The following is a 20,995-nucleotide window of genomic DNA, read 5'->3' as shown; positions in this document are numbered from 1 at the left end:
TGGCGAACTCCGGATGGAGCCGCCGCTGGGACGCCAGTCCTTGCGATGAGCCTCGGAACTGCCGCACTTCCGGCTCGCCTCAAGTGCCTCTGTTGATAGCCTAATCTATATGAAGCGACTATTAATAAGTGTATTTATTTGTAACAAATATTTACCTTGCTTTACATCCGGTCTTTACTTGCGAATTGGGCGCGAGCTCCCTGGAACGGGCCGTTCCGCCACGGCGGGACTCCCCTGGTGGCCCGGCCTATGGCAAAGACCCGGTCCTATGCCTTAGAGTCCGTGACATGAAAACCGCCGCCATACGCACCCTCGCGGCCGCCAGTCTCGGCTACGCCTTGGCACTGGGCCTGGGGCCGGCCACGGTCGCCATGGCCGAGGAGCCAGTCGATGCCGACCACCAGCGCCAGGAGATGGTCCGAATTATCGAGGCCGAGACCCGCGCGACCGCTCCCGAGACCGGCATATCCCAACTTCACCCGAAGGTGCTCGAGGCCATGGCGCGGGTGCCGCGCCACGCCTTCCTGCCCGACGAGCTGCGTCCCTTCGCCTATCTGCCGACACCCCTGCCGGTCACCGAGGACCAGAACATCGCCGCCCCCTTCCTGGTCGCCCTGATGACCCACCTTGCGGACATTCAACCGGACGACCGGGTCTTCGAGACCGGGACCGGTGCGGGCTACCACGCCGCCGTCCTGGCCGAGCTGGCCTCCGAGGTCTTCAGCGTGGAGGTGATCGAGTTCCTGGCGCGGCGCGCGGACGGCATTCTCGAGGACCTCGGCTACGGCCGCGTTCAGGTCCGTGCCGGCGACGGCTATTACGGCTGGTCGGAGGCCGCACCCTTCGACGTCATCATCGTCAAGGAGGCCCTGAACCACCTCCCGGACCCCCTGCTCCGGCAGCTGCGGCCCGGAGGCCGCATGATCGTCCCGCTCGGTCCCCTCGACAGAAGCCAGGTCCTCACCCTGGTCGAGAAATCCAGCGAGGGACGGCTGCGGTCCCGCGGAATTCTGGCCGTGAAGTTCTCGCCACTGCAGGGCGGGGAGCGCTTGTAGCCCGCTCCTGCAACGGGCGCCGACGCGGAGCCGCTTGCCGCAGCGCCCGACCTTCTGCCATCTTGCAGCAATGACGGCATCGGAACTTCCTCGACATCCCGACAGCTACCCGCGGGCGGCCCTCGTCACCGGCGGCGCGCAAAGGATCGGTCTGGCGATCTGTCGGAGTCTGGCGGCAGACGGCTGGGCCTTGGCCGTGCACCACAATCGATCCGAGGCGGCGGCCCAAGCCTTGGTTGCGGAGATCGAGGCCGCCGGAGGGCGCGCCACCGCCCTGGCGGCCGATCTGGCCGAGGAGGCGGAGACTGCAGACCTGGTGCCGCGCGCGGTCCGGGCCCTCGGACCGTTGGGCCTGCTGGTCAACAACGCCGCGGTCTACGAGTCCGACCGCATCGGTTCTGCGACGCGCGCCAACTGGGACTTCCACATGGAGATCAACCTGCGCGCACCCTTCCGTCTGACCCAGGCCTTCGCCGACGCGCTGCCGGAGGACGCCGGCGGCTTGGTGATCAACATCCTGGACGAACGAGTCCTCAACCTGACCCCGAACTTCGCGACCTATACCCTGTCGAAGAGCGGGCTCTGGACCCTCACGCGCTCGCTCGCCCTCGCCCTGGCGCCCAGGATCCGGATCAACGGCATCGGCCCGGGCTACGCCATGCCCGAACGCGGCCAGAGCCAAGAGAGCTTCGAGCGCGCCGCGGCCAAGATGCCGCTCGGCCGCGGCACCGATCCCGAGGAAATCTGCACGGCGCTGCAGTTCCTGATCGCCGCCAAGTCGGTCACCGGCCAGATGATCGCGCTCGACGGCGGACAGCACCTGGGCTGGATGGTTCCCGGAATTTCTTCCTCATGAGTCAAAGCAAGAACGGCGCGTCGCTCGAAGCGCCGGCTGAGCCGCAGGCCCGGGCCGGCGGCCAGCGCATCTTCATCCGGGACCTGCAGCTGCCGTGCCGTATCGGCCTCACCAAGGCGGAACGGCGCAACCGTCAGCGTCTGGCGATCAACCTCGACATGGAGATCGAGCCGCGGCGGGTGAAGAAGGACCGGATCACCGAAGTCGTCGACTATACCGAGATCGTGGCCGAGGTCCGGCGCCTTTCCCTGGAGAGCGAGTTCCGTCTCCTGGAATCCCTCGCGGAACGGCTGGCGCAGGCCTGCTTCGTGCACCCGCGCATCCTCGCCGTCCGGGTCCGCATCGAGAAGCTGGATCTGGTTTCCGAGGCGGCCGGGGTCGGGATCGAGATCGAAAGGCGCCATCCCGCCAAGGGCTAGTGTGGTGGATCCTAAGTTCGTTGTATCTAGGATCCACCACACTAGAGCTTAGGGAAGGCTGGCTATGCCCCCCGGCGTCATCGCGTATAGCCTGTGGTTAAGCCGAAGTGAACAGCCGAAAGTAGAGAAGTTGTGCACAGCCGACAGTCGGCTTTCGGGAGCGAGTCAAAAAAAGGGGTGAAAAGCGTCCTGTAACAGAACGTTAAGACTTGACAGCCCTAAAATCCAGAAGAGTCAATTGCTTACCTGAAATGCCCAAAAAATGTGCAATTCGTTGAAAGGCTTGGTTTAGCTGGGAAGCGCTAGGCTGCCCAACAACTTAGGCACAGTTTTATCCACAGTTTCCGTGGATGGCTGTTCCGGGGGTGGCGGGAACCGTGCCCGGACGGACGCCGCCGCCCTTCGGCGGATACCGCGAGGGGCCGTTGACGCCTTCGACGACGCTTGCCAGAACAGGATTGTGGCCGGTTTGAAAGCACAGCGACGGATCAAGGACCCCACGGCGGGCGGCAAGCGCGCCGCCATGGGGCCTGACGAGGAGCCTTTGGCAGAGGACCTCGGCGGCGAGGCGCAATCCCTGGGCCGCGGGATCGAAGCCATCTCGGCCGCGGTCAAGACCCTGCCGAACGGTCCCGGCGTCTATCGCATGCTTGATCGCCGCGGCAAGGCGCTCTACGTCGGCAAGGCGCGCAACCTCAAAAAGCGCGTAACCACCTACACCCAGATCAACAAACTGCCCTACCGGCTGCAGCGCATGGTCGCCGAGACCGCCCTCCTGGAGGTCGTGACGACCGACAGCGAGGTCGAGGCGCTGCTGCTGGAGAGCAACCTGATCAAGCGGCTGATGCCGCGCTACAACGTCCTGCTGCGCGACGACAAGTCCTTCCCCTACATCCTGATCACCGGCGACAACCAGGTGCCGCAGATCACCAAGCACCGGGGCGCCCACAACCGGCCCGGCGCCTATTTCGGCCCCTTCGCCTCGGCGGGCGCGGTCAATCGCACCATCACCGCGCTGGAAAAGGCTTTCCTGCTGCGATCCTGCTCCGATGCCGTCTACGCGGCCCGCAGCCGGCCCTGCCTGATGTTCCAGATCAAGCGTTGCGCCGCGCCCTGCGTGGGCCGCATCGGGCCCGAGGACTACGGGCGGCTGGTCGCCCAGGCCAAGGACTTCCTCACCGGGCGCAGCCGCGAGGTGCAGACCAAGCTCGCGGCCGAGATGCAGGAGGCCTCGGACCGGTTGGACTTCGAGAGCGCGGCCCTGATCCGCGATCGGATCCGGGCGCTGTCCCACATCCAGTCGCACCAGGACATCAACGTGCCCGGAGTCGACGACGCCGACGTCATCGCCGCCCGCCAGGAGGCCGGCCGGACCTGCGTCCAGGTCTTCTTCTTCCGGGCCGGCCGCAACTACGGCAACCGCGCCTATTTCCCCAGCCACGACCGCAAGCTGGGCCTCGAGGCCGTGCTGTCGTCCTTCGTCGCCCAGTTCTACGACAACAAGCCGACGCCCCCGCTGGTCCTCCTGAGCCACGCACCGGACGACCGGCCACTCCTCGCCGAGGCGCTGAGCCAGCGCGCGGACCGAAAGGTGAGCCTGCTGGTGCCGCAGCGCGGGGCCAAGCGCAAGCTGATCGAGCACGCCCTGAGCAACGCCCGCGACGCCCTGGACCGACGCCTGGCGGAGAGCGCCAGCCAGCGCGAGCTGCTCGAGAAGCTGGCCGCGACCCTGAGCCTGGAGGCCCTGCCGGAGCGGATCGAGGTCTACGACAACAGCCACCTCGGCGGGACCAAGCCCTACGGCGCGATGATCGTCGCCGGCACCGAGGGCCTGATCAAGGCGAGCTACCGCAAGTTCCGGATCAAAGACGATCCGGTGCCGGGCGACGACTACGCCATGATGCGCGAGGTCCTGCGCCGGCGTTTCGAGCGCGCGATGAAGGAGGACCCGGACCGCAGCGGCGCGCTGTGGCCCGACCTGGTGATCCTGGACGGCGGCCGGGGCCAGCTCAACGCCGGGTGTGAGGTCTTTGCTGACCTCGGGGTCACCGACGTCGCCCTGGTCGCCGTCGCCAAGGGACCGGAGCGCAACGCCGGGCGCGAGCGGATCTTCCTTCCGGAGCAGCCGCCCCTGCTGCTGGAGCCGCGAGATCCTGTGCTCTACTTCATCCAGCGCCTGCGCGACGAGGCCCATCGCTTCGCCATCGGCAGCCATCGGGCCGGACGCGCCAAGGCGATCAGCCAGTCGCCCCTTGACGAGATCCCCGGCATCGGCGCCAAGCGCAAGAAGGCGCTGCTGCTGCATTTCGGCTCGGCGAAGGCAGTGTCCCGGGCCGGACTGGCCGATCTCGAGGCGGTCTCGGGGATCTCCGCCGCGGTGGCGCGACGAATCTACGATTTCTTCAGGAATTCCTCCTGACGGTTACGCCAGAGCCCTGGCTTTGTGCTAGAAGAACGCCAGGGGATGGCAAGCGAACCGAAACTTGAGGAGCAAAGGCGCAGGATAAGGCCATGACCAGCCTGCCGAACATGCTGACCCTGTCGCGGATCGGCATCATCCCGCTTCTGATCCTGCTGTTCTACCTGGACCGGCCGCTGGCCTCCTGGGGCGCGCTCGCGCTCTTCGCGATCGCCGGGATCACCGACTACTTCGACGGCTACTTCGCCCGGCACCGCAAGCAGGTCTCGGCCTTCGGGCGCTTCCTCGATCCGATCGCCGACAAGCTGCTGGTCGCCGCGGTGCTGCTGATGCTGGTCGCCACGCAGCGGGTCGAGGGGCTGGTGGTGCTGCCGGCCCTGGTCATCCTCTGCCGCGAGATCCTGGTCTCGGGCCTGCGCGAATACCTCGCCGAGATCAAGGTCTCGGTGCCGGTCAGCCGCCTCGCCAAGTGGAAGACCGGGATCCAGATGCTCGCCCTGGGCTTTCTTATCGTCGGCACCGACGGCCCCGATGTCCTGCCGACTCAGGCCATCGGCGAGTGGGGCCTCTGGATCGCCGCCGCCCTGACCCTGATCACCGGCTACGATTACCTGCGCCACGGCCTGAAGCACATGCCATTGGAAGACTAGGGCACCGGCCAGGCGGCCGCGCCGACGCCTCCGCATCTCGCGGAACCCGGCGCGCGGCGATTGACACCCGGGCCCCGCCTGGCCTTCTCTGAGGGCCGGATCTCGGTCGGTTCGGGAGTTTGGCATGAAGGTCTTCGGCCTGGCGGGCTGGAGCGGCAGCGGCAAGACCACCCTGGTGGTGCGCCTGATTCCGGCGCTGGTCCGGCGCGGCCTGCGGGTCTCGACCATGAAGCACGCCCACCATACTTTCGACGTCGACAAGCCTGGAAAGGATTCCTATGAACATCGGGCGGCGGGGGCCAGCGAGGTTTTGGTCACCTCGGGCCGGCGCTGGGCCCTGATGCACGAGTTGCGCGAGGCGCCCGAGCCCAGCGTCGATGAGCTGATCGGCCACATGACCGCGGTCGACCTGCTGCTGATCGAGGGCTTCAAGCGCCAGAGCCACGACAAGCTGGAGGTCCACCGGCCCGCCCTCGGCAAGCCCCTGCTCTGCACCGGGGACCCGCACATCGTCGCGGTGGCCAGCGATGCGCACCTGCCGGAGGCCGGCCGGCCGCTGCTGAACCTGAACGACGTCGAGGCGATCGCGGACTTCGTGATCCGCCATTGCGGCCTGGCCGGATCCGGCACCTGAGGGGAAAGGCATGGCCCAGTTGAGCGACGATTGCTTCGCCCACGGCGACCGGCTGATGACCACGGCCGAGGCGCTGGCGCTGCTGGCCAAGAAGGCCGGCGCGGTGACCGCGCCGCGCCGGCTGCCTCTGGGCGAGGCCCTGGGCCGGATCCTGGCCGAGGACATCTTCGCCAGCCACGACCTGCCGCCCACGGACAACTCGGCCGTCGACGGTTATGCGGTCCACTTCGACGACCTAAAGGCCGAGGCCGAGACCCGGCTGCCGATCGCCGGGCGGATCACCGCGGGTCATCCGCCCGAGGCACCTCTGGCCCGCGGCCGGGCGGCGCGGATCTTCACCGGGGCCCAGATGCCGCCCGGCCCCGACACCGTGATGATGCAGGAGGACTGCCGCGAGGAGGACGGCACGGTGGTCATCCGTCCGGGCATCAAGCCGGGCGCCAACCGGCGGCTGCGCGGCGAGGACTTCAAGGCCGGTGACCGGGTCCTGGCCATGGGCGCGCGCCTGCGGGCACAGGATCTCGGCCAGGCGGCGGCGGCCGGACGCCGGGAGGTCCTGGTCTACGCGCCGCTACGTGTGGCGCTGTTCTCGACCGGCGACGAGCTGCGCGAGCCGGGCGCTGCCCTCGACCCCGGGGCCATCTACGACTCCAATCGCTTTGCGTTGCTCGGCCTGCTCAAGGGCCTGGGCTGCGAGGTCCGGGACCTCGGCATACTCGAGGACCGCCCCGCCGTGGTCGAGGCGGCCCTCGCCGAGGCGGCGGCCGACCACGATCTCCTCATCACCTCCGGCGGCGTCTCGGTCGGCGAGGAAGACCACGTCAAGCGGGCGGTCGAGGCGCTGGGCCACCTGCACCTCTGGCGCCTGGCGATCAAGCCGGGCCGCCCGATCGCCTTCGGCCAGGTCGGGCAGGTGCCCTTCGTCGGGCTGCCCGGCAACCCGGTCGCCGTGATGGTCACCTTCATGAACGTGGTCCGGCCCATGGTCCTGCGCCTGATGGGGGCCAGCGAGGTCGCGCCGCGCCGCTTCCCGGTCCGCGCCGGCTTCCACCACCGCAAGAAGAAGGCCCGCCGGGAATGGCTGCGGGTGCGCCTCGAGGCCGACGGCGCGGGCGGCTGGGTGGCGCGGAAGTTCCCGCGGGAGGGTGCGGGGATCCTGTCCTCCATGGTAGAGTCGCACGGTCTGGTCGAGCTGCCCGAGGACTTGACGGATCTCGCCCCCGGAGACAGCGTCGAGTTCCTGCCGTTCAACGAGGTGTCGTGATGAAGCTGTTGTATTTCGCCTGGCTCAAGACCAGGACGGGGGTCGGCGAGGAGGAGGTCTCGCCCCCGCCCGAGGTCACCACGGTCCGGGAGCTGCTCGACTGGATCAGGTCGCGCGGCGGCGGCTATGCCGAGGCCCTCTCGGACCTCTCGGTCATCAAGGTCGCGATCAACCAGGAGTTCGCCCGTCCGGACGACCCGGTGTCCCCGGGCGACGAGGTCGCACTGTTCCCGCCGGTGACCGGGGGCTGAGGCCATGATCCGGGTCCAGCGCGAAGACTTCGATCTGGGCGCCGAACTGGCCGCCCTGACCGCCGGCAACCCCAAGGTCGGCGGCCTGGCGGTCTTCGTCGGCCTGGTCCGCGACCTCTCCAGCGGCAGCGAGGTCGGAGCGATGACCCTGGAGCACTATCCCGGGATGACGGAGCGGATGCTGGCAGAGATCGAGGCCGAGGCCCGGGATCGCTGGCCCCTGGAGGCCAGCCTGGTGGTCCACCGCTACGGCCGTCTGGAGCCGGGAGACCAGATCGTCCTGGTCGCGACCGCAAGCGCCCACCGGGAAGCCGCCTTCGAGGCCTGCCAATTCCTGATCGACTGGCTGAAGACCAAGGCGCCCTTCTGGAAGCTGGAGGAGACCGCCGAAGGCAGCCGGTGGGTCGAAGCCCGGGACAGCGACGACCGGGCGGCGCGGCGCTGGGCGGCACCAAAGACCGATGCGGCGGAATAGGGCCTCGCACCATCGTGACCTCGGCGAATTGCCGCAGATCCTTGAGTCTTCACGGGATTCAAGGATTGGTAAGCTCCTTACTATAGCAATAGCTTTAACCCCAAGGTGGTGCCTCTGAGGGCGGCACCGGCGGGCTTTGTTTGGAGGCGGATGATCGCCGCCGGACCTCGGGGGGAGGGCCCGCGCCTTACACGGCCGCAGCGTCTCCCCGACACCGCCGGCCTTCCTTCGCCGCACGAGACGAGGACAGCGATGCCTGGCACTTCCAGGTTCAGAGCCCATCCGGCCGGGCCAAGCCGACGCGGCGCGCCGGCGCGCCCCGGACTTCGCGTGCCCTCTTGCCGGCCTTGGTGGGCGTGCCGGACATGACCGCGCAGACCATCGATGTCCTGCTGATCGAGGACAATCCTGCGGACGCCCGTCTGCTTGAGGTTGCCCTGGAGGGCAGCCGGTTCCAGACCCACAAGGCCCGGAACCTGGAAAGCGCGCTCAACCACCTCTTCGCCTCTCCGGTCGACGTGGTGCTCTCGGACCTGTCGCTGCCCGATGCCTCGGGGCTCGAGTGCATCCATCTCCTGACGGCGGCGGCGCCGACCGTCCCGATCGTCGTGGTCACCGGATCCAAGGACGAGGAGACCGGCCTGTCGGCGCTGCGCGCGGGCGCCCAGGACTACATCTTCAAGGACCACGCCAAGGGCGCGCTCTTGCCGCGCGCCCTGCGCTACGCGATCGAGCGCAAGCAGGCCGAGCAGCGGATGATCGAGCTGGCCCAGCAGGACTCGCTCACCGGCCTGGCCAACCGGGTCCAGTTCCGAGCCTTTCTCGACAAGGCGGTGGCGCGGGCGGCGCGCCAAGACCGCTCGGTCGCCCTGATGTTCGTCGACCTCGACCGCTTCAAGATGGTGAACGACACCCACGGCCAAGAGACCGGCGATCAGGTCCTCAAGACAGTCGCCGAGCGCCTGAACGAGTGCTTGCGGAAGAGCGATCTGGCGGCGCGGTTCGGCGCCGACGAGTTCGCCATCGTTATGGAATCCCTCGAAAGCCCGCAGACCGTCAGCGCCGCAGCCCAGCGGATCCTGGACGCCGTGTCCCAGCCCTTCGACCTGGGCGCCAAGCAGATCCATGCAACCACCAGCATCGGCATCGCGATCTATCCGTCGGACGCGGAGACCCCGGAAAGCCTGATGTCGAGTGCCCACACCGCGATGGCCCAGGCCAAGGAGCGCGGCAAGAACACCTGTCAGTTCTACACCCGTGAGATGCACCTGCGCGCGCGCAAGCAGCTCGAGCTCGAGCGGACCCTGCGGGGCGCTTTGGAGCGGCGCGAGTTCCTGCTCCACTACCAGCCGCAGGTCGACATGCGCCAAGGCCGGATCATCGGCTTCGAGGCCCTGCTGCGTTGGCAGCACCCCGAACGCGGGCTGGTGCCGCCGGGCGAATTCATCGATTTCTGCGAGGAGTCGGGCCTCATCGTACCCTTGGGCAAATGGGTGCTGCGCAGCGCCTGCGAGCAGCAGCGACGCTGGCAGGCGCTCGGTCAAAGGCCCGTGCACATCGCGTTCAACGTCTCGGCGCGCCAGCTTCAGGACAGCGACCTGGTCCAGGCCTTCAAGGAAATCATCCAGGACACCGGGGCCGATCCTCAACTGCTAGACGTCGAGCTGACTGAGAGCGCCATGCTTAAGGATCCGGAGTCGGTCGGCCGGCTTCTGCAGGGCTTCGCGGACATGGGCATGGGTATCGCGCTCGACGACTTCGGCACAGGCTATTCGTCGCTGAACCACTTGCGGCGCTTTCCGGTGACGACCATCAAGATCGACCGCGCCTTCGTCGCCAACCTCGCCGCGTCCCAGGACGACGCCGCAATCGTCAGCGCCATCGTCGGCATGGGCCGCAGCCTGCGGCTGAACACCCTGGCCGAGGGCATCGAGACCTCCGAGCAGCTCGCCTTCCTGCGGCAGCTCAACTGCGACTTCATGCAGGGCTACTACTTCAGCAAGCCGCTGCCGGTCGAAGCGATCACCAGCGACCTCTTCGAGCGCAACCTCTACGACCTAGAGCCGGCACCGGCGGCCTCGGTCGCCGGCGGCGACTGACGCCGCCAGGCAGCCGGGGCCCGCGAGGGATCCTGAGCACGTCTCATAGAAAAAGCGAAGGGATCAGACGGCGGCCAGCGCCGGCTCGCGCCGGTTGACCAGGTCGTCGTAAGCCATCAAAAGCTCGCGCGTGATCTCTCCGACCTGGAAACGATAAGGCCCGACCTCCCGGACCGGGGTCACTTCGACCGCAGTGCCGGTCAGGAAGAGCTCCTGAGTCCGGGCCAGCTCCTCGGGCAGGATCGTCCGCTCGACCACCTCATAGCCCCGCGCCTGCGCCAGCTCGATCACCGTGCGCCGGGTGATCCCGTCCAGGAAGCAGTCCGGCGTCGGCGTGTGCAGCACCCCGTCCTGGACCAGGAAGACGTTCGCCCCCGTGGCCTCGGCGAGCCGGCCGCGGTAGTCCAGCATCAGGGCGTCGTCGTAGCCGCGCGCCTCGGCATCGTGCTTGGACAGCGTGCAGATCATGTAGAGCCCGGCTGCCTTGGCGTGCACCGGCGCGGTCTCCGGGGCCGGGCGCCGGTAGAGGGCGAAGTCCATGCGGATGCCCTCGAGGCGCGCCTCCGGGGTGAAGTAGGCCGGCCATTCCCAGGCCGCCACCGCGACGTGGATTCGGGACTTCTGGGCCGAGACGCCCATCATCTCGCTGCCGCGCCAGGCGATCGGGCGCACGTAGCCGTCGCGGATCCGGTTCGCCGCGATGACCTGCATGGTCGCCGCATTGATCTCGGCGACGCTGTAGGGCAGCTTCATGTCCATGAGCTCGGCGGAGTTACGCAGGCGCTCGTGGTGCTCGGTCATCTTGAAGACCTCGCCGCCGTAGACGCGCTCGCCTTCGAAGACGCTGCTGCCATAGTGCAAAGCGTGGGTCAGGAGGTGCTGTTTGCAGTCACGCCATGGCACCAGCTCGCCGTCGAGCCAGATCACCCCGTCACGGTCGTCGAAAGGTTGCATGGACATTGCTCTTGAGCCTCGCTACCACTGGCCTGGCGCAGAGATACGGCGGCGTCCTTCGCCCGGTTCCGTCACAATCTGAGCCCTCGACCGAGGTTATGGTTACTTTCTGTCAAACTCACGATCGAAAACGTAACATTCTTATCCCATATATGTCAACATGGCTGACATAAAAACCGGATTCAACCCACTTTTCCTTCGGGAAGAAGAGCTTCGCCAGGCGATGGAGCTGCTGTTCTTCGCCTACCGGGACTTCACCGGTGAGCCGGATCAGATCCTGGCCGAGTACGGCTTCGGGCGGGCCCATCACCGGGTGATCTATTTCATCGGCCGGCATCCCGCGATCACCGTGAGCGAGCTCCTGGCGATCCTGCGCATCACCAAGCAGTCGCTGTCGCGGGTCCTCGGCCAGCTGGTGCGCGAGGGCTTCGTGGTCCAGCGCCCGGGCGTGCGCGACCGGCGGCAACGCCTGCTGGAGCTGACCGAAAAGGGCTGGGAGCTGGAGCAGCGGCTGAGCGAGCGGCAGCGGAGCAGAATCGCCCGGGCCTATCGCGAAGCCGGGGTCGAGGCCGTCGAGGGCTTCCGCCAGGTCCTGCTGGGCATGATCGACGCACCGGACCGCAAACGCTTCGAGCGGCAGGGCGAGAAGCCGCCCAGCTCGACGCGCGGCCAGATGAAGGTGGGCTCGGATTGAGCCGGGTTCCCGCGTCACGGCCGCGCGGCATCACGCGGCCAAACCCTAGGCGACCCCGGGAGGCAATCCTATAATCGCGCCATGCAGGACGAGGCTCCCCACATCCTGGTCGTCGACGACGACGACCGCCTGCGCAACCTCCTGCGACGCTATCTGACTGAGCAGGGTTTCCGCGTCACCACTGCCGGCGATGTCGCGGCGGCACGGAACAAGCTGCGCGCCTTGGCCTTCGACCTCCTTGTCCTGGACATCATGATGCCGGGCGAGAGCGGCCTGGACCTGACCCGGTCCCTGCGCCGCGAGAGCAACGTGCCGATCCTGTTGCTCACCGCGATGGGCGAGAGCGTCGACCGGATCGACGGCCTGGAGTCCGGAGCCGACGACTACCTGACCAAGCCCTTCGAGCCGCGCGAGCTCGTGCTGAGGATCAAGGCGGTGCTGCGCCGCGTGCCCCAGGACAGTGAGGCGCTCCAGAAAGAGATTCACTTCGGCGGCTACTCCTTCGACCTGGAGCGCGAGGAGCTGCGTCGGGGCGAGGCTCTCGTGCGCCTGACCGCGGCCGAGACCGGGCTGCTCCTGGCCCTGGCCCGGCGGCCCGGGGTTCCGGTCAGCCGGGACGACCTGACGGCGGGCGAGGCCGCGCCCGGCGGCACCCGTGCCGTCGACGTGCAGATGACCCGCCTGCGCCGCAAGATCGAATCCAACCCACGCTTCCCGCGCTACCTGCAGACGGTGCGCGGCACCGGCTACGTCCTGGTTCCCGACTGAGATGGCCCTCTCCGGCACCACAGCCCCGCGCCGCTTCTGGCTCAAGCGCCTGTTCCTGCCCCGCTCCCTCTTGGGTCGGGTCCTGCTGATCATGGTCACGCCGGTGATCCTGATGCAGGCGATCACGGTCTGGGTCTTCTACGACCGCCACTGGGACACCATCACCCGGCGCCTGGCGCTGGGCATCGCCGGGGACATCGTGACCGCGGTCGAGTTGCTGCAACGCAGCGAGACCCAGGATCAGATCGAGGACGTGTTTCGCCTGGCCCGCTGGTCGATGAAGCTCGATCTGGCCCTCCTGGGCGACCGGCCCCTGCCGACGCCCCCAGAGCCCTGGGTGATTTCGCTGCTGGACCGCAAGCTGACCTGGGCACTGGAGGACCGCCTCTCCTATCCCTTCGCGGTCGACAGCGACGCCGGCCCCGACTTGGTCGAGATCCACGTCAAGCTGGCCGACGACCTGCTGCGGGTCCGGGTCGACCGCGGCCGGCTGTTCAGCTCCACCACCTACCTCTTCATCGCCTGGATGATCGGCACCTCGGTGCTGCTGTTCGGCGTCGCGATCGTCTTCATGCGCGGCGAGGTCCATCCGATCCGGCGCCTGGCCCTGGCGGCCGACAGCTTCGGCAAGGGCCGCGACGTCCCCAACTTCCGTCCCGAGGGCGCCAAGGAGGTTCGCCTCGCCGCCGCCGCCTTCCTGCAGATGCGCGCCCGGATCAAGCGGCAGATGCGCCAGCGCACCGAGATGCTGGCCGGGGTCAGCCACGACCTGCGGACCCCGATCACCCGCATGAAACTGGAGCTGGCGATGCTAGGCGACAGCCCCGAGGCCGAGAACCTGACCTCCGACCTGGTCGAGATGGAGCGCATGGTCGAGGGCTACCTCGCCTTCGCCCGCGGCGAAGGCACCGAGGAGGCCCGGGAGACCGATCTTTCGGAGCTGCTGCGCGACATCGTCGCCCAGGCCCAGCGCGCCGGCAGCCGGATCGAGACCGAGATCACCGACGGTCTGGTCCTGCCCTTGCGGCCCGAAGCGATGCGCCGCTGCTTCAGCAACCTGATCAACAACGCACAGCGCTACGCCGAAAAGGTGAGGGTCTCCGCCGCGCCCGGGTTCCAGGCGATCGAGATAACCATCGACGACGATGGCCCGGGGATCCCCGAGGCCGAGCGCGAGGATGTCTTCAAGCCCTTCTACAGGCGGGAGGCTTCGCGCAACCCGACGACCGGCGGCGTCGGCCTCGGCCTGACCATCGCCCGCGACGTGGTGCGCAGCCATGGCGGCGAGCTGAGCCTGGGCGACAGCGAGCTCGGCGGCCTGCGCGCCTACGTCCGCCTGCCGGTCTGATACCAAGAAGCGTCGATAGTGACTCATTTGACTGGGGCCAGGGCCGCAGGATCGTTCAAGACCCTGGCCGGCCGATCCGCTGGCATAGCGGGTCGAGGTCCCAGCCCGGACGAGGCCCATGACGCCCGAGCAAGCCTTCGCCTTTATCGTCTTCGCCTTCGTCGCCGCCGTCACGCCGGGGCCCAGCAACGTGCTCCTGACCGCGACCGGCGCCAACGTCGGCCTGCTGCGCGGCCTGCCCTGTCTCTTCGGGGTCGCGCTGGGCATGGGCCTGATGATGTCGATCGTGGCCTTCGGACTGGGGGGCCTGGTGCTCGGCTCGCCGCAGGTCCTGCAGGCCCTGAACTGGGTCGGTGCCGCCTTCCTGCTTTGGCTATCGTGGCGGATCGCGTCCGCCAAGGGCGGCACCGCCGGAGCCGAGCAGAGACCTGTCGGATTTCTCGGTGCCGCGGGGTTTCAATGGGTCAATCCGAAGTCCTGGCTGGTCAGCGCCAGCGCCGCCGGCACCTACCTGCAGGCCGAGGCCGGCAGCGCCCTGATCCAGGCCTTGTCCTTCGGCACGCTTTTCGTCCTCGCGGCCCTGCCCAGCTGCCTCGCCTGGCTCGCCTTCGGCGTCGTGATGCAACGCTTCCTGCGCTCCGAGCGGGCCTTCCGGACATTCAACCTGGTCATGGGCGCGCTGCTCGCCGGATCGGTGGTGATGATCCTTTGGTGACCGGAGGATTTCTTCTCTGGCCGCCGGCCGCGCCGAGCCCCTAGTCTGGGTCAGGGAAAGCAAGGATGCAGGGGAGGATCGGCCTTGTCGGATCAGGATGTCTACGAAGTCTTCGCGTTGAAGTACGCCGAGCGCAGCGACCGCACGCGCAACGAATCTTTCGTCTTCGCGGATGCGCACGACGCGCCGCACCCCATCGACTACTACATCTGGGTCGCGCGCAGCGAGGATCGCCTGCTGGTGATCGACACCGGCTTCGATCCCGAGGAGGCGGCGCGGCGCGACCGCAAGCTCACCCGGAGGCCGCGCGAGGCGCTGGCCTTGCTGGACATCGACGCGGCAACGGTCAGTGACGTGATCGTCACGCACATGCATTACGACCATGCCGGCTCGCTCGCGGACTTCCCCGCCGCCCGCTTCCACCTGCAGCGGGACGAGATGGCCTATGTAACCGGTCCCTGCATGTGCCACGACGATCTGAAGCATCCCTTCACCGTCGACCACGTCTGCGAGATGGTCCGCAACGTCTATTCGGGCCGTGTCGCCTTCGCCGAAGGCGACGCCGAGATCGCTCCCAACCTCAGCGTCCACAAGATCGGCGGCCATACCGCCGGCCTGCAATGCGTGCGGGTCCTGACCCGCCGGGGCTGGGTGGTGCTGGCCTCCGACGCCTCGCACTTCTACGAGAACTTCGAGCGGCGCAAGCTCTTCCCGATCGTGCTCGACGCCGAGGCCATGATCCGCGGCTTCGAGCGCCTGGAAGAGCTGGCCGAGAGCCGTGATCACGTCGTCCCCGGCCACGATCCCCTGGTCGCGCAGCGCTATCCGGCCCTGGACGACCGCTTCGACGGCCGGATCCACCGGCTCGACGTCGCGCCGGCCGCGCGATGACCGCGGCCCGGCGCATCGGCTTCGTCGGCCTCGGCAACATGGGCGCGCCCATGGCGCGGCGCCTCGCACAGGGCGGCTTCAGCGTCCTGGCCTACGATATCCGCGACGGGATCGCGGAGTCGCTCTGCCAGGCGGAACCCGGGATCGAGGCGGCCATCGCCCCGGGCGCGCTCGGCGAGCTCTGCGAGACCGTGATCACCATGCTCCCCGACGCCTCGGCGGTGCGCCAGGCCGTGCTCGGCGGGTCCGATCGTGCCGGGCTGGCCCGGTACCTGGCCCGCGGCAGCGTCGTCGTCGACATGAGCTCTTCCGCGCCCGCCGCCACCGTCGCGCTGGGCGAAGCCCTACAGGCCCTGGGACTCTACCTGGTCGACGCCCCCGTCTCCGGCGGCGTGCCCCGCGCCACGGACGGCAGCTTGACGATCATGGCCGGCGGCACGGCCGAGCACATCGACAAGCTCGCACCTGTCTTCGCCTGCCTGGGCCGGGTGCAGCGGACCGGGGCCTTGGGCTCGGGCCATGCCATGAAGGCGCTCAACAACTACGTCTCCGCGGCCGGCCTGCTCGCCGTCTGCGAGGCGCTGATCGTCGCCCGGCGCTTCGGCCTGGATCCAAAGGTCGCCAACGACGTGCTGAACTCCTCGACCGGGCGGAACAACACGACCGACCGCAAGGTCGAGCCCTTCATGCTGAGCCGGTCCTTCGACTCCGGCTTCTCCCTCGCCCTGCTGCGCAAGGATGTCGGCATGGCGCAGGATCTCGCCGCCGGGTTGGAGCTGGACGCGCCCTGGCTGCAAGCCTGCCAAGGCTTGCTGGACGAGGCCGCCGCGGCCCTGGGCGAGTCCGCGGACCACACCGAGGCCTTCGTCTTCCTGGAGCGCCGCCTGGCCGGCGAGGCGGAGTCGCCCTGACCGGTCGGAGCCCGGTCAGAACAGCTTGCCGCCGTCGGGGACCTTCAGGTCGGGCGCGATCATGACCACGGCGCCCTGGGCGTCGGGAAAGCCCAGGACCAGGATCTCGGACATGAACTTGCCGATCTGCTTGGGTGGGAAGTTGACGACGGCGGCCACCTGCCGTCCCGGCAGCTCTTCGATCCGGTAGTGATCGGTGATCTGGGCCGAGGTCTTCTTGGTGCCGAGCTCGGGGCCGAAGTCGACCCAGAGCTTGATCGCCGGACGCCGTGCCTCGGGAAAGGGCTCGGCCCGAACGATCGTGCCGACCCGGATGTCGACCCGTGCGAAGTCCTCGAAGCCGATCCGGTCGTCGTCCCTGTCGTCCATCCCGCCCTCCCCTCACAGGCGGGGGGACGCTAGCACCGCGCCTGAAGTCGGGGCAAGGCACCACGCCGCAAACGGAAAAGGCCGCCTCCGAGGAGGCGGCCCGATCCCGAGAAACGCGTTTGCGTTCGAAGCGTTACTTCTTCTTCGCGGTCGCGCCGTTCATCGCGGCCTTGTACTCGTCCAGGGCGGCGGTGATCCGGCTGTTGACCAGATCCAGGGCCTCCTGGTTCGCCTTGGTCGCGATCTCGCTGAGCTCGCGGACGTTGGCGAGCAGGTGCTCGTAGCCTTCCTTGGCGAGCTCGGCCTGCTTGGCCATGCGCTGCTCCGGCGCGGCCTCGGCCAGCTCCTTGATCGCCTTGAGAGTCTCGTCGACCGCCTCGCGGACGATCTCGGTCTGGCGCTGGGCAATGGCCTGGCCGCCCTCGTAGGCGACCCGGTTGAAGGCGGTCACCGCTTCGACGGTCTTGCGCTGGCTGTCGGCCATCGCCTTGGCGTCGAAGCCGGGAAGCTTGAACATGTCAGCCATCTTGCCGGCATCCATGAACTTGGACATGTCGGCGTACTTGGTGAAGTCGGTGTCGAAAAGATTGAAGGTGTTCTGAGCCATGGGTTGTCCCCTACAAGGCCTGCAATGCTGCAGCGCACAAAAATGAACCTGGACAAGATATATGTGCGAGCCGCCGCTCGGGTCAAGAACTTTTTTTGTGCAGCGCACAAAAAAGCTGAAGCACAGCTATTCTGCGGTTTTTGGATCGCCGATGTTGCGGCGCGGCAGCCGCCGCAGCAGGCCTTCCAGGCGCCTGAGGTAGCCGTCCAGGGCGGCCATAGTCCTGGCGAGATCGAGGGAGTCGTCGCGCAGCCAGGTGCGTAGCGTCGCGAGATAGAGCAGGGTCAGTCCTTTGGTCCGGGCCAGGCCCCTGAGCCCGTCGGCTTCCAGGCCCGCCGCCTCCAGCATCCAGGTCATGGAGCGCTGCAGCGCCGCCAGGCCGGCCAGGGCCCCGGCCGGGTCCCGGGTCTGGGCCAGCAGGATCGAGGCCAGCGCCTTGCGATGGGGCTGCAGGGCATCGAATCGGCGCATCAGTATGTCGAAGACCCGATCGCGGGCGCTGCCCTCTTCTTCCTCCACCGCCCCCTCCGACAGGACAAGGGCATCGGTCCGGCGCAGGAAGGCTTCGAGGATCGCCTGCTTCGAGGCGGCGCAGCGGTAGGCCTCGGCCAGGGGCAGCCCTGAAGCCTCTGCGATCTCTCGCAACGAGATCTCGTGCCAGGGCCGTTCGGCCGCAAGCGCCAGGGCGGCGTCGACCATGCGATCCTGCGGCGCCGGCTCGGCCTTGGCGGCGCCGTTGGCCTTGGCCCCGCCTTTGGACGGGCCTTTGGGCGCGGCCTTGGCGGCCGCCGACTTGGACCTGGCGGCCTTGGGCTTGGAGTTCTTCGGGGTCTCGGCCATGGCGGCGATCCTTATCGCGCGGGACTGTGCCTATTCCAAGGCCCAGAAGGAACCAGAGCCCGGGCCTCCCCGTCAATGCCCGCTCGCCGATACTTACGCGCGCTCAGTCTTGGCGGATCTCGGCGACCGGCCCGCCGGTCAGGGCTTCCAGGTCCCGCGGCGCGAGCTCGAAGACCGCGTTGGGCGCGCCGGCGGCCGCCCAGATCCGGTCGTGGGCCAGGAGATCGCGGTCGATCACGACCAGGGGCGGCTCCTTGTGGGCCACCGGCGCGACACCGCCGATGGCGAAGCCGGTACGCGCCCGGACGAAGTCGGCGTCGGCGCGGGCGATCTTCTCGCCCAGGACCGCGGCGACCTTGCCGGTGTCGACCCGGTTGTCGCCGCTGGCGATCACCAGGACCGGCCGGTCGCTCTCGCGGCCCCGGAAGACCAGCGATTTGGCGATCTGCCCGACGCTGCAGCCGATCGCCGCCGCGGCCTCGGCCGAGGTCCGCGTGCTCTCGGGGAAGGTCGTCACCGCGGTCTCGAGGCCCTTGGCCGCCAGGGCCTCCTGGACCCGGCGCAGCGAGCCCTTGGGCGGAGGCGTCTCGGGCATGGTCAGGCGCCCAGCTCGCGGCCGCGCCGCGCCGCCGCGGCGACCGCCCGCTTCATCAGTTCCGGCAGGCCGCCCTCGGCCATCAGGACCTCGAGCGCCGCCGCCGTGGTGCCGCCCGGGCTGGTGACGTTGCGGCGCAGCTGCGCGGCCGTCTCCTCGGACTGCCGGGCCAGCTCGCCCGCGCCGGCGACCGTGGCCTGCGCCAGCTGGGTCGCGAGCTCGCGCGGCAAGCCGGCTTCGACGCCGGCCTCGGCGAGGGATTCGATCATCAGGAAGACGTAGGCCGGGCCGCTGCCGGAGACGCCGGTGACCGCGTCCATCAGGGCCTCGTCCTCGATCCAGGCGACCTCGCCGACCGCGGCCATCAGCGCGCCGGCGACGACTTTCTGGGCATCGTCGACCCGGGCGTTGGCGCAGAGCACCGACATGCCCCGGCCGACCGCCGCCGGCGTGTTGGGCATGACCCGGATCACCGCGGCTTCGTCCCCGAGCGCGGCCTCGAAGGCCCCGAGGGTGGTCCCGGCCGCGATTGACAGGACGGCCGTCCCCGGCGCCGCGAAGCGCCGGCAGTCCGGCAGGATCGCGTCCATCATCTGCGGTTTGACCGCCAGCACCACGAAGGCCGGCTGCAACGCGGCCTCGACCTGGTCCAGACCGGCCACGGCCTCGACCCCCAGCGCGGCCACGTCGTTGCGCGCCTCGGCGCCGGGCTCGACCACGGTAACCACAGACGGATCGAGCCCGCGCTCGACCCAGCCGCACAGCAGGGCGCCACCCATCTTGCCGCAGCCGACGAGCAGAAGCCGGCCGTCGAGTTCCATGTCAGGCCTCGCCGTGGGTATCCATGATCGCCGTCGCGATGGCGTCGGCGACGCTGCGTCCACCCCAGACGACCAGCTGCAGGGCCGGATAAAAACGCTCGCACTCCATGGCCGCCGTGTCCATCAGGTCTTCCAGCTGCTCGGCGCTGGCCCCGAAGGTGCCGCGCAGCGGCAGGGTGTGGCGGAAGAGCGGCGCCCCTTCCTCGGCGCCCAGCTCGAAGTGTCCGATCCAGAGCCGCTCGTTGACCGCGCCCATCAGCTCGTGGACCCGGGCCCGGTGCAACGGCGGCACGCGGGTATCGAGGAAGGAGGAGAAATGCACCGACTGCGAGGCCTCGTCCCAGAGGAAGCAGAGCTGGTAGCTGCACCAGCGCCCGCTGACCTCGACCGCCAGCTCGATGTCGTTGCTCCGGGTGAAGGGCCAGTCATTGGAGAGGACTAGCTCTTCCAGGATATCGATCGGGTTGCCGGGCAGCCGGCGCTCCCGCACCAGGGTCTTGATGGTCATTGGCAGCCTGTCCTTGCTCCCGCGCAGGACCCCTCGCCGAGTCGCGAGGCCCCACTAAATGTGGCGGACCGAAACCCCCGAACCACGAAATCTAGGGTGCCAAAAGGCCGGGAGCCTGGCAAGAGCGGATCTGGCCCCGCACAGGGCCCGGCGCCAGAAAGCTGTGGCTATGTGTCGAGGGCCGCGCGTCTACATTCTCGGAACCAGGGGCGCTCGGTCGGCCGCGGGCAACCAGATCAAACTGCGCTCAATTGGAATCAATTGAGCGCAGATAATTTGGTCTATTCCATATAGATAGAGCAGCTTATCTGCGTTCGAATGAACGCGGGCTGCTCTAGTCGGCGGACTTGGGCGCCTTCGGCTTGGCCGCTTTGCCCTTCGCTGCCTCGGCCTTGCCGGCGAGTTGACCCTCCAGGGCCACGAGGCGCGCCTCCAGCGCCTCCTGCTCGGCGCGCGCCTTGGCGGCCATGGCCTTGACCGCGTCGAACTCCTCGCGGGTCACCAGATCCATCTGGCCGAGGACCCGCTCCAGGCGCTGGCGGACCTGCGCCTCGACCTCCTCGCGCACGCCCGAGAGGGTGCCCATCGCGCTGGTCGCCACCTTGGCCAGATCGTCGAGAAGCCTGTTCTGTGACTGCACGGGTCCACTCCCTTGTCGCTGCGCCCGATCGCCCCACGGCAGCGACATCAAACGCCAAAGCGGCGGCGCCGGCAAGCACCGCCCGACAGAACGGCCAGGCCGACGCCGCACCGCGGGCGCCGAGATATCACAGGCTCGTGCAGGCGGCCCGGCGGCGGCCGCCCTTGCCCCCCGCCAGCGCGGGCTCTACAACAAGCCCCAGAAAGGCAAGC

Annotated in this window: 24 protein-coding genes; 16 read left to right on the top strand and 8 right to left on the bottom strand. The window is 68.4% G+C overall.

Going from position 1 to position 20,995, the window contains the following annotated elements:
- The first annotated feature begins 287 nt into the window (after window positions 1-287).
- The 10 genes from QNJ30_04680 to QNJ30_04635 all read left to right on the top strand — a co-directional run bounded on the left by QNJ30_04680 (window position 288) and on the right by QNJ30_04635 (window position 10,122).
- Window positions 288-1,055 carry a protein-L-isoaspartate(D-aspartate) O-methyltransferase gene (locus QNJ30_04680; protein ID MDJ0942732.1) on the top strand — a complete coding sequence of 256 codons (768 nt, stop codon included), beginning with the start codon at window positions 288-290 and terminating at the stop codon, window positions 1,053-1,055.
- Window positions 1,056-1,125: 70 nt separating this feature from the next.
- Complete coding sequence (locus tag QNJ30_04675; protein MDJ0942731.1) at window positions 1,126-1,911, top strand: SDR family oxidoreductase; 786 nt, start codon at window positions 1,126-1,128, stop codon at window positions 1,909-1,911.
- Complete coding sequence (locus tag QNJ30_04670) at window positions 1,908-2,330, top strand: dihydroneopterin aldolase (GenBank protein ID MDJ0942730.1); 423 nt, start codon at window positions 1,908-1,910, stop codon at window positions 2,328-2,330. Before QNJ30_04675 ends, QNJ30_04670 begins: the two co-directional genes overlap by 4 nt.
- Window positions 2,331-2,853: 523 nt before the next feature.
- On the top strand, window positions 2,854-4,749 hold the full coding sequence (uvrC, locus tag QNJ30_04665; GenBank protein MDJ0942729.1) for an excinuclease ABC subunit UvrC: 1,896 nt from the start codon (window positions 2,854-2,856) through the stop codon (window positions 4,747-4,749).
- A 92-nt stretch (window positions 4,750-4,841) separates the two neighbouring features.
- Complete coding sequence (pgsA, locus tag QNJ30_04660) at window positions 4,842-5,399, top strand: CDP-diacylglycerol--glycerol-3-phosphate 3-phosphatidyltransferase (protein ID MDJ0942728.1); 558 nt, start codon at window positions 4,842-4,844, stop codon at window positions 5,397-5,399.
- Window positions 5,400-5,523: 124 nt separating this feature from the next.
- Window positions 5,524-6,033, top strand: coding sequence for a molybdopterin-guanine dinucleotide biosynthesis protein B (mobB, locus tag QNJ30_04655; GenBank protein MDJ0942727.1), 510 nt, complete (start codon window positions 5,524-5,526; stop codon window positions 6,031-6,033).
- 10 nt (window positions 6,034-6,043) lie between these two features.
- Window positions 6,044-7,297, top strand: a complete 1,254-nt coding sequence (locus tag QNJ30_04650) for a molybdopterin molybdotransferase MoeA (protein MDJ0942726.1) — start codon at window positions 6,044-6,046, stop codon at window positions 7,295-7,297.
- Window positions 7,297-7,548, top strand: coding sequence for a molybdopterin converting factor subunit 1 (gene moaD / locus QNJ30_04645; protein MDJ0942725.1), 252 nt, complete (start codon window positions 7,297-7,299; stop codon window positions 7,546-7,548). The genes QNJ30_04650 and moaD overlap by 1 nt, the downstream gene beginning before the upstream one ends.
- A gap of 4 nt (window positions 7,549-7,552) precedes the next feature.
- Window positions 7,553-8,023 carry a molybdopterin synthase catalytic subunit MoaE gene (moaE, locus tag QNJ30_04640; GenBank protein MDJ0942724.1) on the top strand — a complete coding sequence of 157 codons (471 nt, stop codon included), beginning with the start codon at window positions 7,553-7,555 and terminating at the stop codon, window positions 8,021-8,023.
- Between the two features lie 365 nt (window positions 8,024-8,388).
- Window positions 8,389-10,122, top strand: a complete 1,734-nt coding sequence (locus QNJ30_04635) for an EAL domain-containing protein (protein MDJ0942723.1) — start codon at window positions 8,389-8,391, stop codon at window positions 10,120-10,122.
- 63 nt (window positions 10,123-10,185) lie between these two features.
- Here the strand turns inward: QNJ30_04635 and QNJ30_04630 are convergent, their stop codons facing one another.
- Window positions 10,186-11,082, bottom strand: coding sequence for a branched-chain amino acid aminotransferase (locus QNJ30_04630; protein MDJ0942722.1), 897 nt, complete (start codon window positions 11,080-11,082; stop codon window positions 10,186-10,188).
- Between the two features lie 154 nt (window positions 11,083-11,236).
- Here QNJ30_04630 and QNJ30_04625 point away from each other — a divergent pair, with 154 nt between their 5' ends.
- From QNJ30_04625 to QNJ30_04600, 6 genes are all read left to right on the top strand, one after another.
- On the top strand, window positions 11,237-11,770 hold the full coding sequence (locus tag QNJ30_04625; protein ID MDJ0942721.1) for a MarR family transcriptional regulator: 534 nt from the start codon (window positions 11,237-11,239) through the stop codon (window positions 11,768-11,770).
- 81 nt (window positions 11,771-11,851) lie between these two features.
- Window positions 11,852-12,538, top strand: coding sequence for a response regulator (locus tag QNJ30_04620; protein ID MDJ0942720.1), 687 nt, complete (start codon window positions 11,852-11,854; stop codon window positions 12,536-12,538).
- Between the two features lies 1 nt (window position 12,539).
- Window positions 12,540-13,886, top strand: coding sequence for an ATP-binding protein (locus QNJ30_04615; GenBank protein MDJ0942719.1), 1,347 nt, complete (start codon window positions 12,540-12,542; stop codon window positions 13,884-13,886).
- A gap of 118 nt (window positions 13,887-14,004) precedes the next feature.
- Window positions 14,005-14,601 carry a LysE family translocator gene (locus tag QNJ30_04610; GenBank protein MDJ0942718.1) on the top strand — a complete coding sequence of 199 codons (597 nt, stop codon included), beginning with the start codon at window positions 14,005-14,007 and terminating at the stop codon, window positions 14,599-14,601.
- Window positions 14,602-14,685: 84 nt separating this feature from the next.
- On the top strand, window positions 14,686-15,492 hold the full coding sequence (locus QNJ30_04605; protein ID MDJ0942717.1) for an N-acyl homoserine lactonase family protein: 807 nt from the start codon (window positions 14,686-14,688) through the stop codon (window positions 15,490-15,492).
- Window positions 15,489-16,403 (top strand): NAD(P)-dependent oxidoreductase, encoded by a 915-nt coding sequence (locus QNJ30_04600; GenBank protein MDJ0942716.1) that lies wholly within the window; start codon window positions 15,489-15,491, stop codon window positions 16,401-16,403. Before QNJ30_04605 ends, QNJ30_04600 begins: the two co-directional genes overlap by 4 nt.
- Before the next feature lie 15 nt (window positions 16,404-16,418).
- Here the strand turns inward: QNJ30_04600 and QNJ30_04595 are convergent, their stop codons facing one another.
- The 7 genes from QNJ30_04595 to QNJ30_04565 all read right to left on the bottom strand — a co-directional run bounded on the left by QNJ30_04595 (window position 16,419) and on the right by QNJ30_04565 (window position 20,783).
- A complete protein-coding gene (locus tag QNJ30_04595) occupies window positions 16,419-16,772 on the bottom strand; it encodes a tRNA-binding protein (GenBank protein MDJ0942715.1) in 354 nt (117 codons plus the stop codon).
- 133 nt (window positions 16,773-16,905) lie between these two features.
- On the bottom strand, window positions 16,906-17,379 hold the full coding sequence (gene phaP / locus QNJ30_04590) for a TIGR01841 family phasin (GenBank protein MDJ0942714.1): 474 nt from the start codon (window positions 17,377-17,379) through the stop codon (window positions 16,906-16,908).
- A gap of 126 nt (window positions 17,380-17,505) precedes the next feature.
- A complete protein-coding gene (locus QNJ30_04585) occupies window positions 17,506-18,219 on the bottom strand; it encodes a helix-turn-helix domain-containing protein (protein MDJ0942713.1) in 714 nt (237 codons plus the stop codon).
- A gap of 103 nt (window positions 18,220-18,322) precedes the next feature.
- Entirely contained in the window at window positions 18,323-18,814 is a 492-nt protein-coding gene (locus tag QNJ30_04580; GenBank protein MDJ0942712.1) for a YbaK/EbsC family protein, read from the bottom strand.
- A gap of 2 nt (window positions 18,815-18,816) precedes the next feature.
- Window positions 18,817-19,635 carry a pyrroline-5-carboxylate reductase gene (proC, locus tag QNJ30_04575; GenBank protein ID MDJ0942711.1) on the bottom strand — a complete coding sequence of 273 codons (819 nt, stop codon included), beginning with the start codon at window positions 19,633-19,635 and terminating at the stop codon, window positions 18,817-18,819.
- Between the two features lies 1 nt (window position 19,636).
- Entirely contained in the window at window positions 19,637-20,143 is a 507-nt protein-coding gene (locus QNJ30_04570) for a YbjN domain-containing protein (protein MDJ0942710.1), read from the bottom strand.
- A gap of 334 nt (window positions 20,144-20,477) precedes the next feature.
- The gene (locus QNJ30_04565) at window positions 20,478-20,783 is read right to left on the bottom strand and encodes an accessory factor UbiK family protein (protein ID MDJ0942709.1); all 306 of its coding nucleotides are present in this window, start codon (window positions 20,781-20,783) and stop codon (window positions 20,478-20,480) included.
- Between the last annotated feature and the right edge of the window lie 212 nt (window positions 20,784-20,995).

The organism is Kiloniellales bacterium, from assembly GCA_030066685.1.
Classification (GTDB): domain Bacteria; phylum Pseudomonadota; class Alphaproteobacteria; order Kiloniellales; family JAKSBE01; genus JAKSBE01.
The sequence above is the reverse complement of the archived record's forward strand: the minus strand, read 5'-3'. Positions and strand labels throughout refer to the sequence as shown.

Bases quoted from the DNA above. Each gene is read 5' to 3' on its own strand.
- QNJ30_04650 (MDJ0942726.1), top strand. From the start codon at position 6,044: ATGGCCCAGTTGAGCGACGATTGCTTCGCCCACGGCGACCGGCTGATG.
- mobB (MDJ0942727.1), top strand. From the start codon at position 5,524: ATGAAGGTCTTCGGCCTGGCGGGCTGGAGCGGCAGCGGCAAGACCACC.
- QNJ30_04585 (MDJ0942713.1), bottom strand. From the start codon at position 18,219: ATGGCCGAGACCCCGAAGAACTCCAAGCCCAAGGCCGCCAGGTCCAAG.
- pgsA (MDJ0942728.1), top strand. From the start codon at position 4,842: ATGACCAGCCTGCCGAACATGCTGACCCTGTCGCGGATCGGCATCATC.
- QNJ30_04600 (MDJ0942716.1), top strand. From the start codon at position 15,489: ATGACCGCGGCCCGGCGCATCGGCTTCGTCGGCCTCGGCAACATGGGC.
- QNJ30_04615 (MDJ0942719.1), top strand. From the start codon at position 12,540: ATGGCCCTCTCCGGCACCACAGCCCCGCGCCGCTTCTGGCTCAAGCGC.
- QNJ30_04595 (MDJ0942715.1), bottom strand. From the start codon at position 16,772: ATGGACGACAGGGACGACGACCGGATCGGCTTCGAGGACTTCGCACGG.
- QNJ30_04610 (MDJ0942718.1), top strand. From the start codon at position 14,005: ATGACGCCCGAGCAAGCCTTCGCCTTTATCGTCTTCGCCTTCGTCGCC.
- QNJ30_04680 (MDJ0942732.1), top strand. From the start codon at position 288: ATGAAAACCGCCGCCATACGCACCCTCGCGGCCGCCAGTCTCGGCTAC.
- QNJ30_04675 (MDJ0942731.1), top strand. From the start codon at position 1,126: ATGACGGCATCGGAACTTCCTCGACATCCCGACAGCTACCCGCGGGCG.
- phaP (MDJ0942714.1), bottom strand. From the start codon at position 17,379: ATGGCTCAGAACACCTTCAATCTTTTCGACACCGACTTCACCAAGTAC.
- moaD (MDJ0942725.1), top strand. From the start codon at position 7,297: ATGAAGCTGTTGTATTTCGCCTGGCTCAAGACCAGGACGGGGGTCGGC.
- QNJ30_04580 (MDJ0942712.1), bottom strand. From the start codon at position 18,814: ATGCCCGAGACGCCTCCGCCCAAGGGCTCGCTGCGCCGGGTCCAGGAG.
- QNJ30_04670 (MDJ0942730.1), top strand. From the start codon at position 1,908: ATGAGTCAAAGCAAGAACGGCGCGTCGCTCGAAGCGCCGGCTGAGCCG.
- QNJ30_04635 (MDJ0942723.1), top strand. From the start codon at position 8,389: ATGACCGCGCAGACCATCGATGTCCTGCTGATCGAGGACAATCCTGCG.
- QNJ30_04620 (MDJ0942720.1), top strand. From the start codon at position 11,852: ATGCAGGACGAGGCTCCCCACATCCTGGTCGTCGACGACGACGACCGC.
- moaE (MDJ0942724.1), top strand. From the start codon at position 7,553: ATGATCCGGGTCCAGCGCGAAGACTTCGATCTGGGCGCCGAACTGGCC.
- proC (MDJ0942711.1), bottom strand. From the start codon at position 19,635: ATGGAACTCGACGGCCGGCTTCTGCTCGTCGGCTGCGGCAAGATGGGT.
- QNJ30_04570 (MDJ0942710.1), bottom strand. From the start codon at position 20,143: ATGACCATCAAGACCCTGGTGCGGGAGCGCCGGCTGCCCGGCAACCCG.
- QNJ30_04625 (MDJ0942721.1), top strand. From the start codon at position 11,237: ATGGCTGACATAAAAACCGGATTCAACCCACTTTTCCTTCGGGAAGAA.
- QNJ30_04630 (MDJ0942722.1), bottom strand. From the start codon at position 11,082: ATGTCCATGCAACCTTTCGACGACCGTGACGGGGTGATCTGGCTCGAC.
- uvrC (MDJ0942729.1), top strand. From the start codon at position 2,854: ATGGGGCCTGACGAGGAGCCTTTGGCAGAGGACCTCGGCGGCGAGGCG.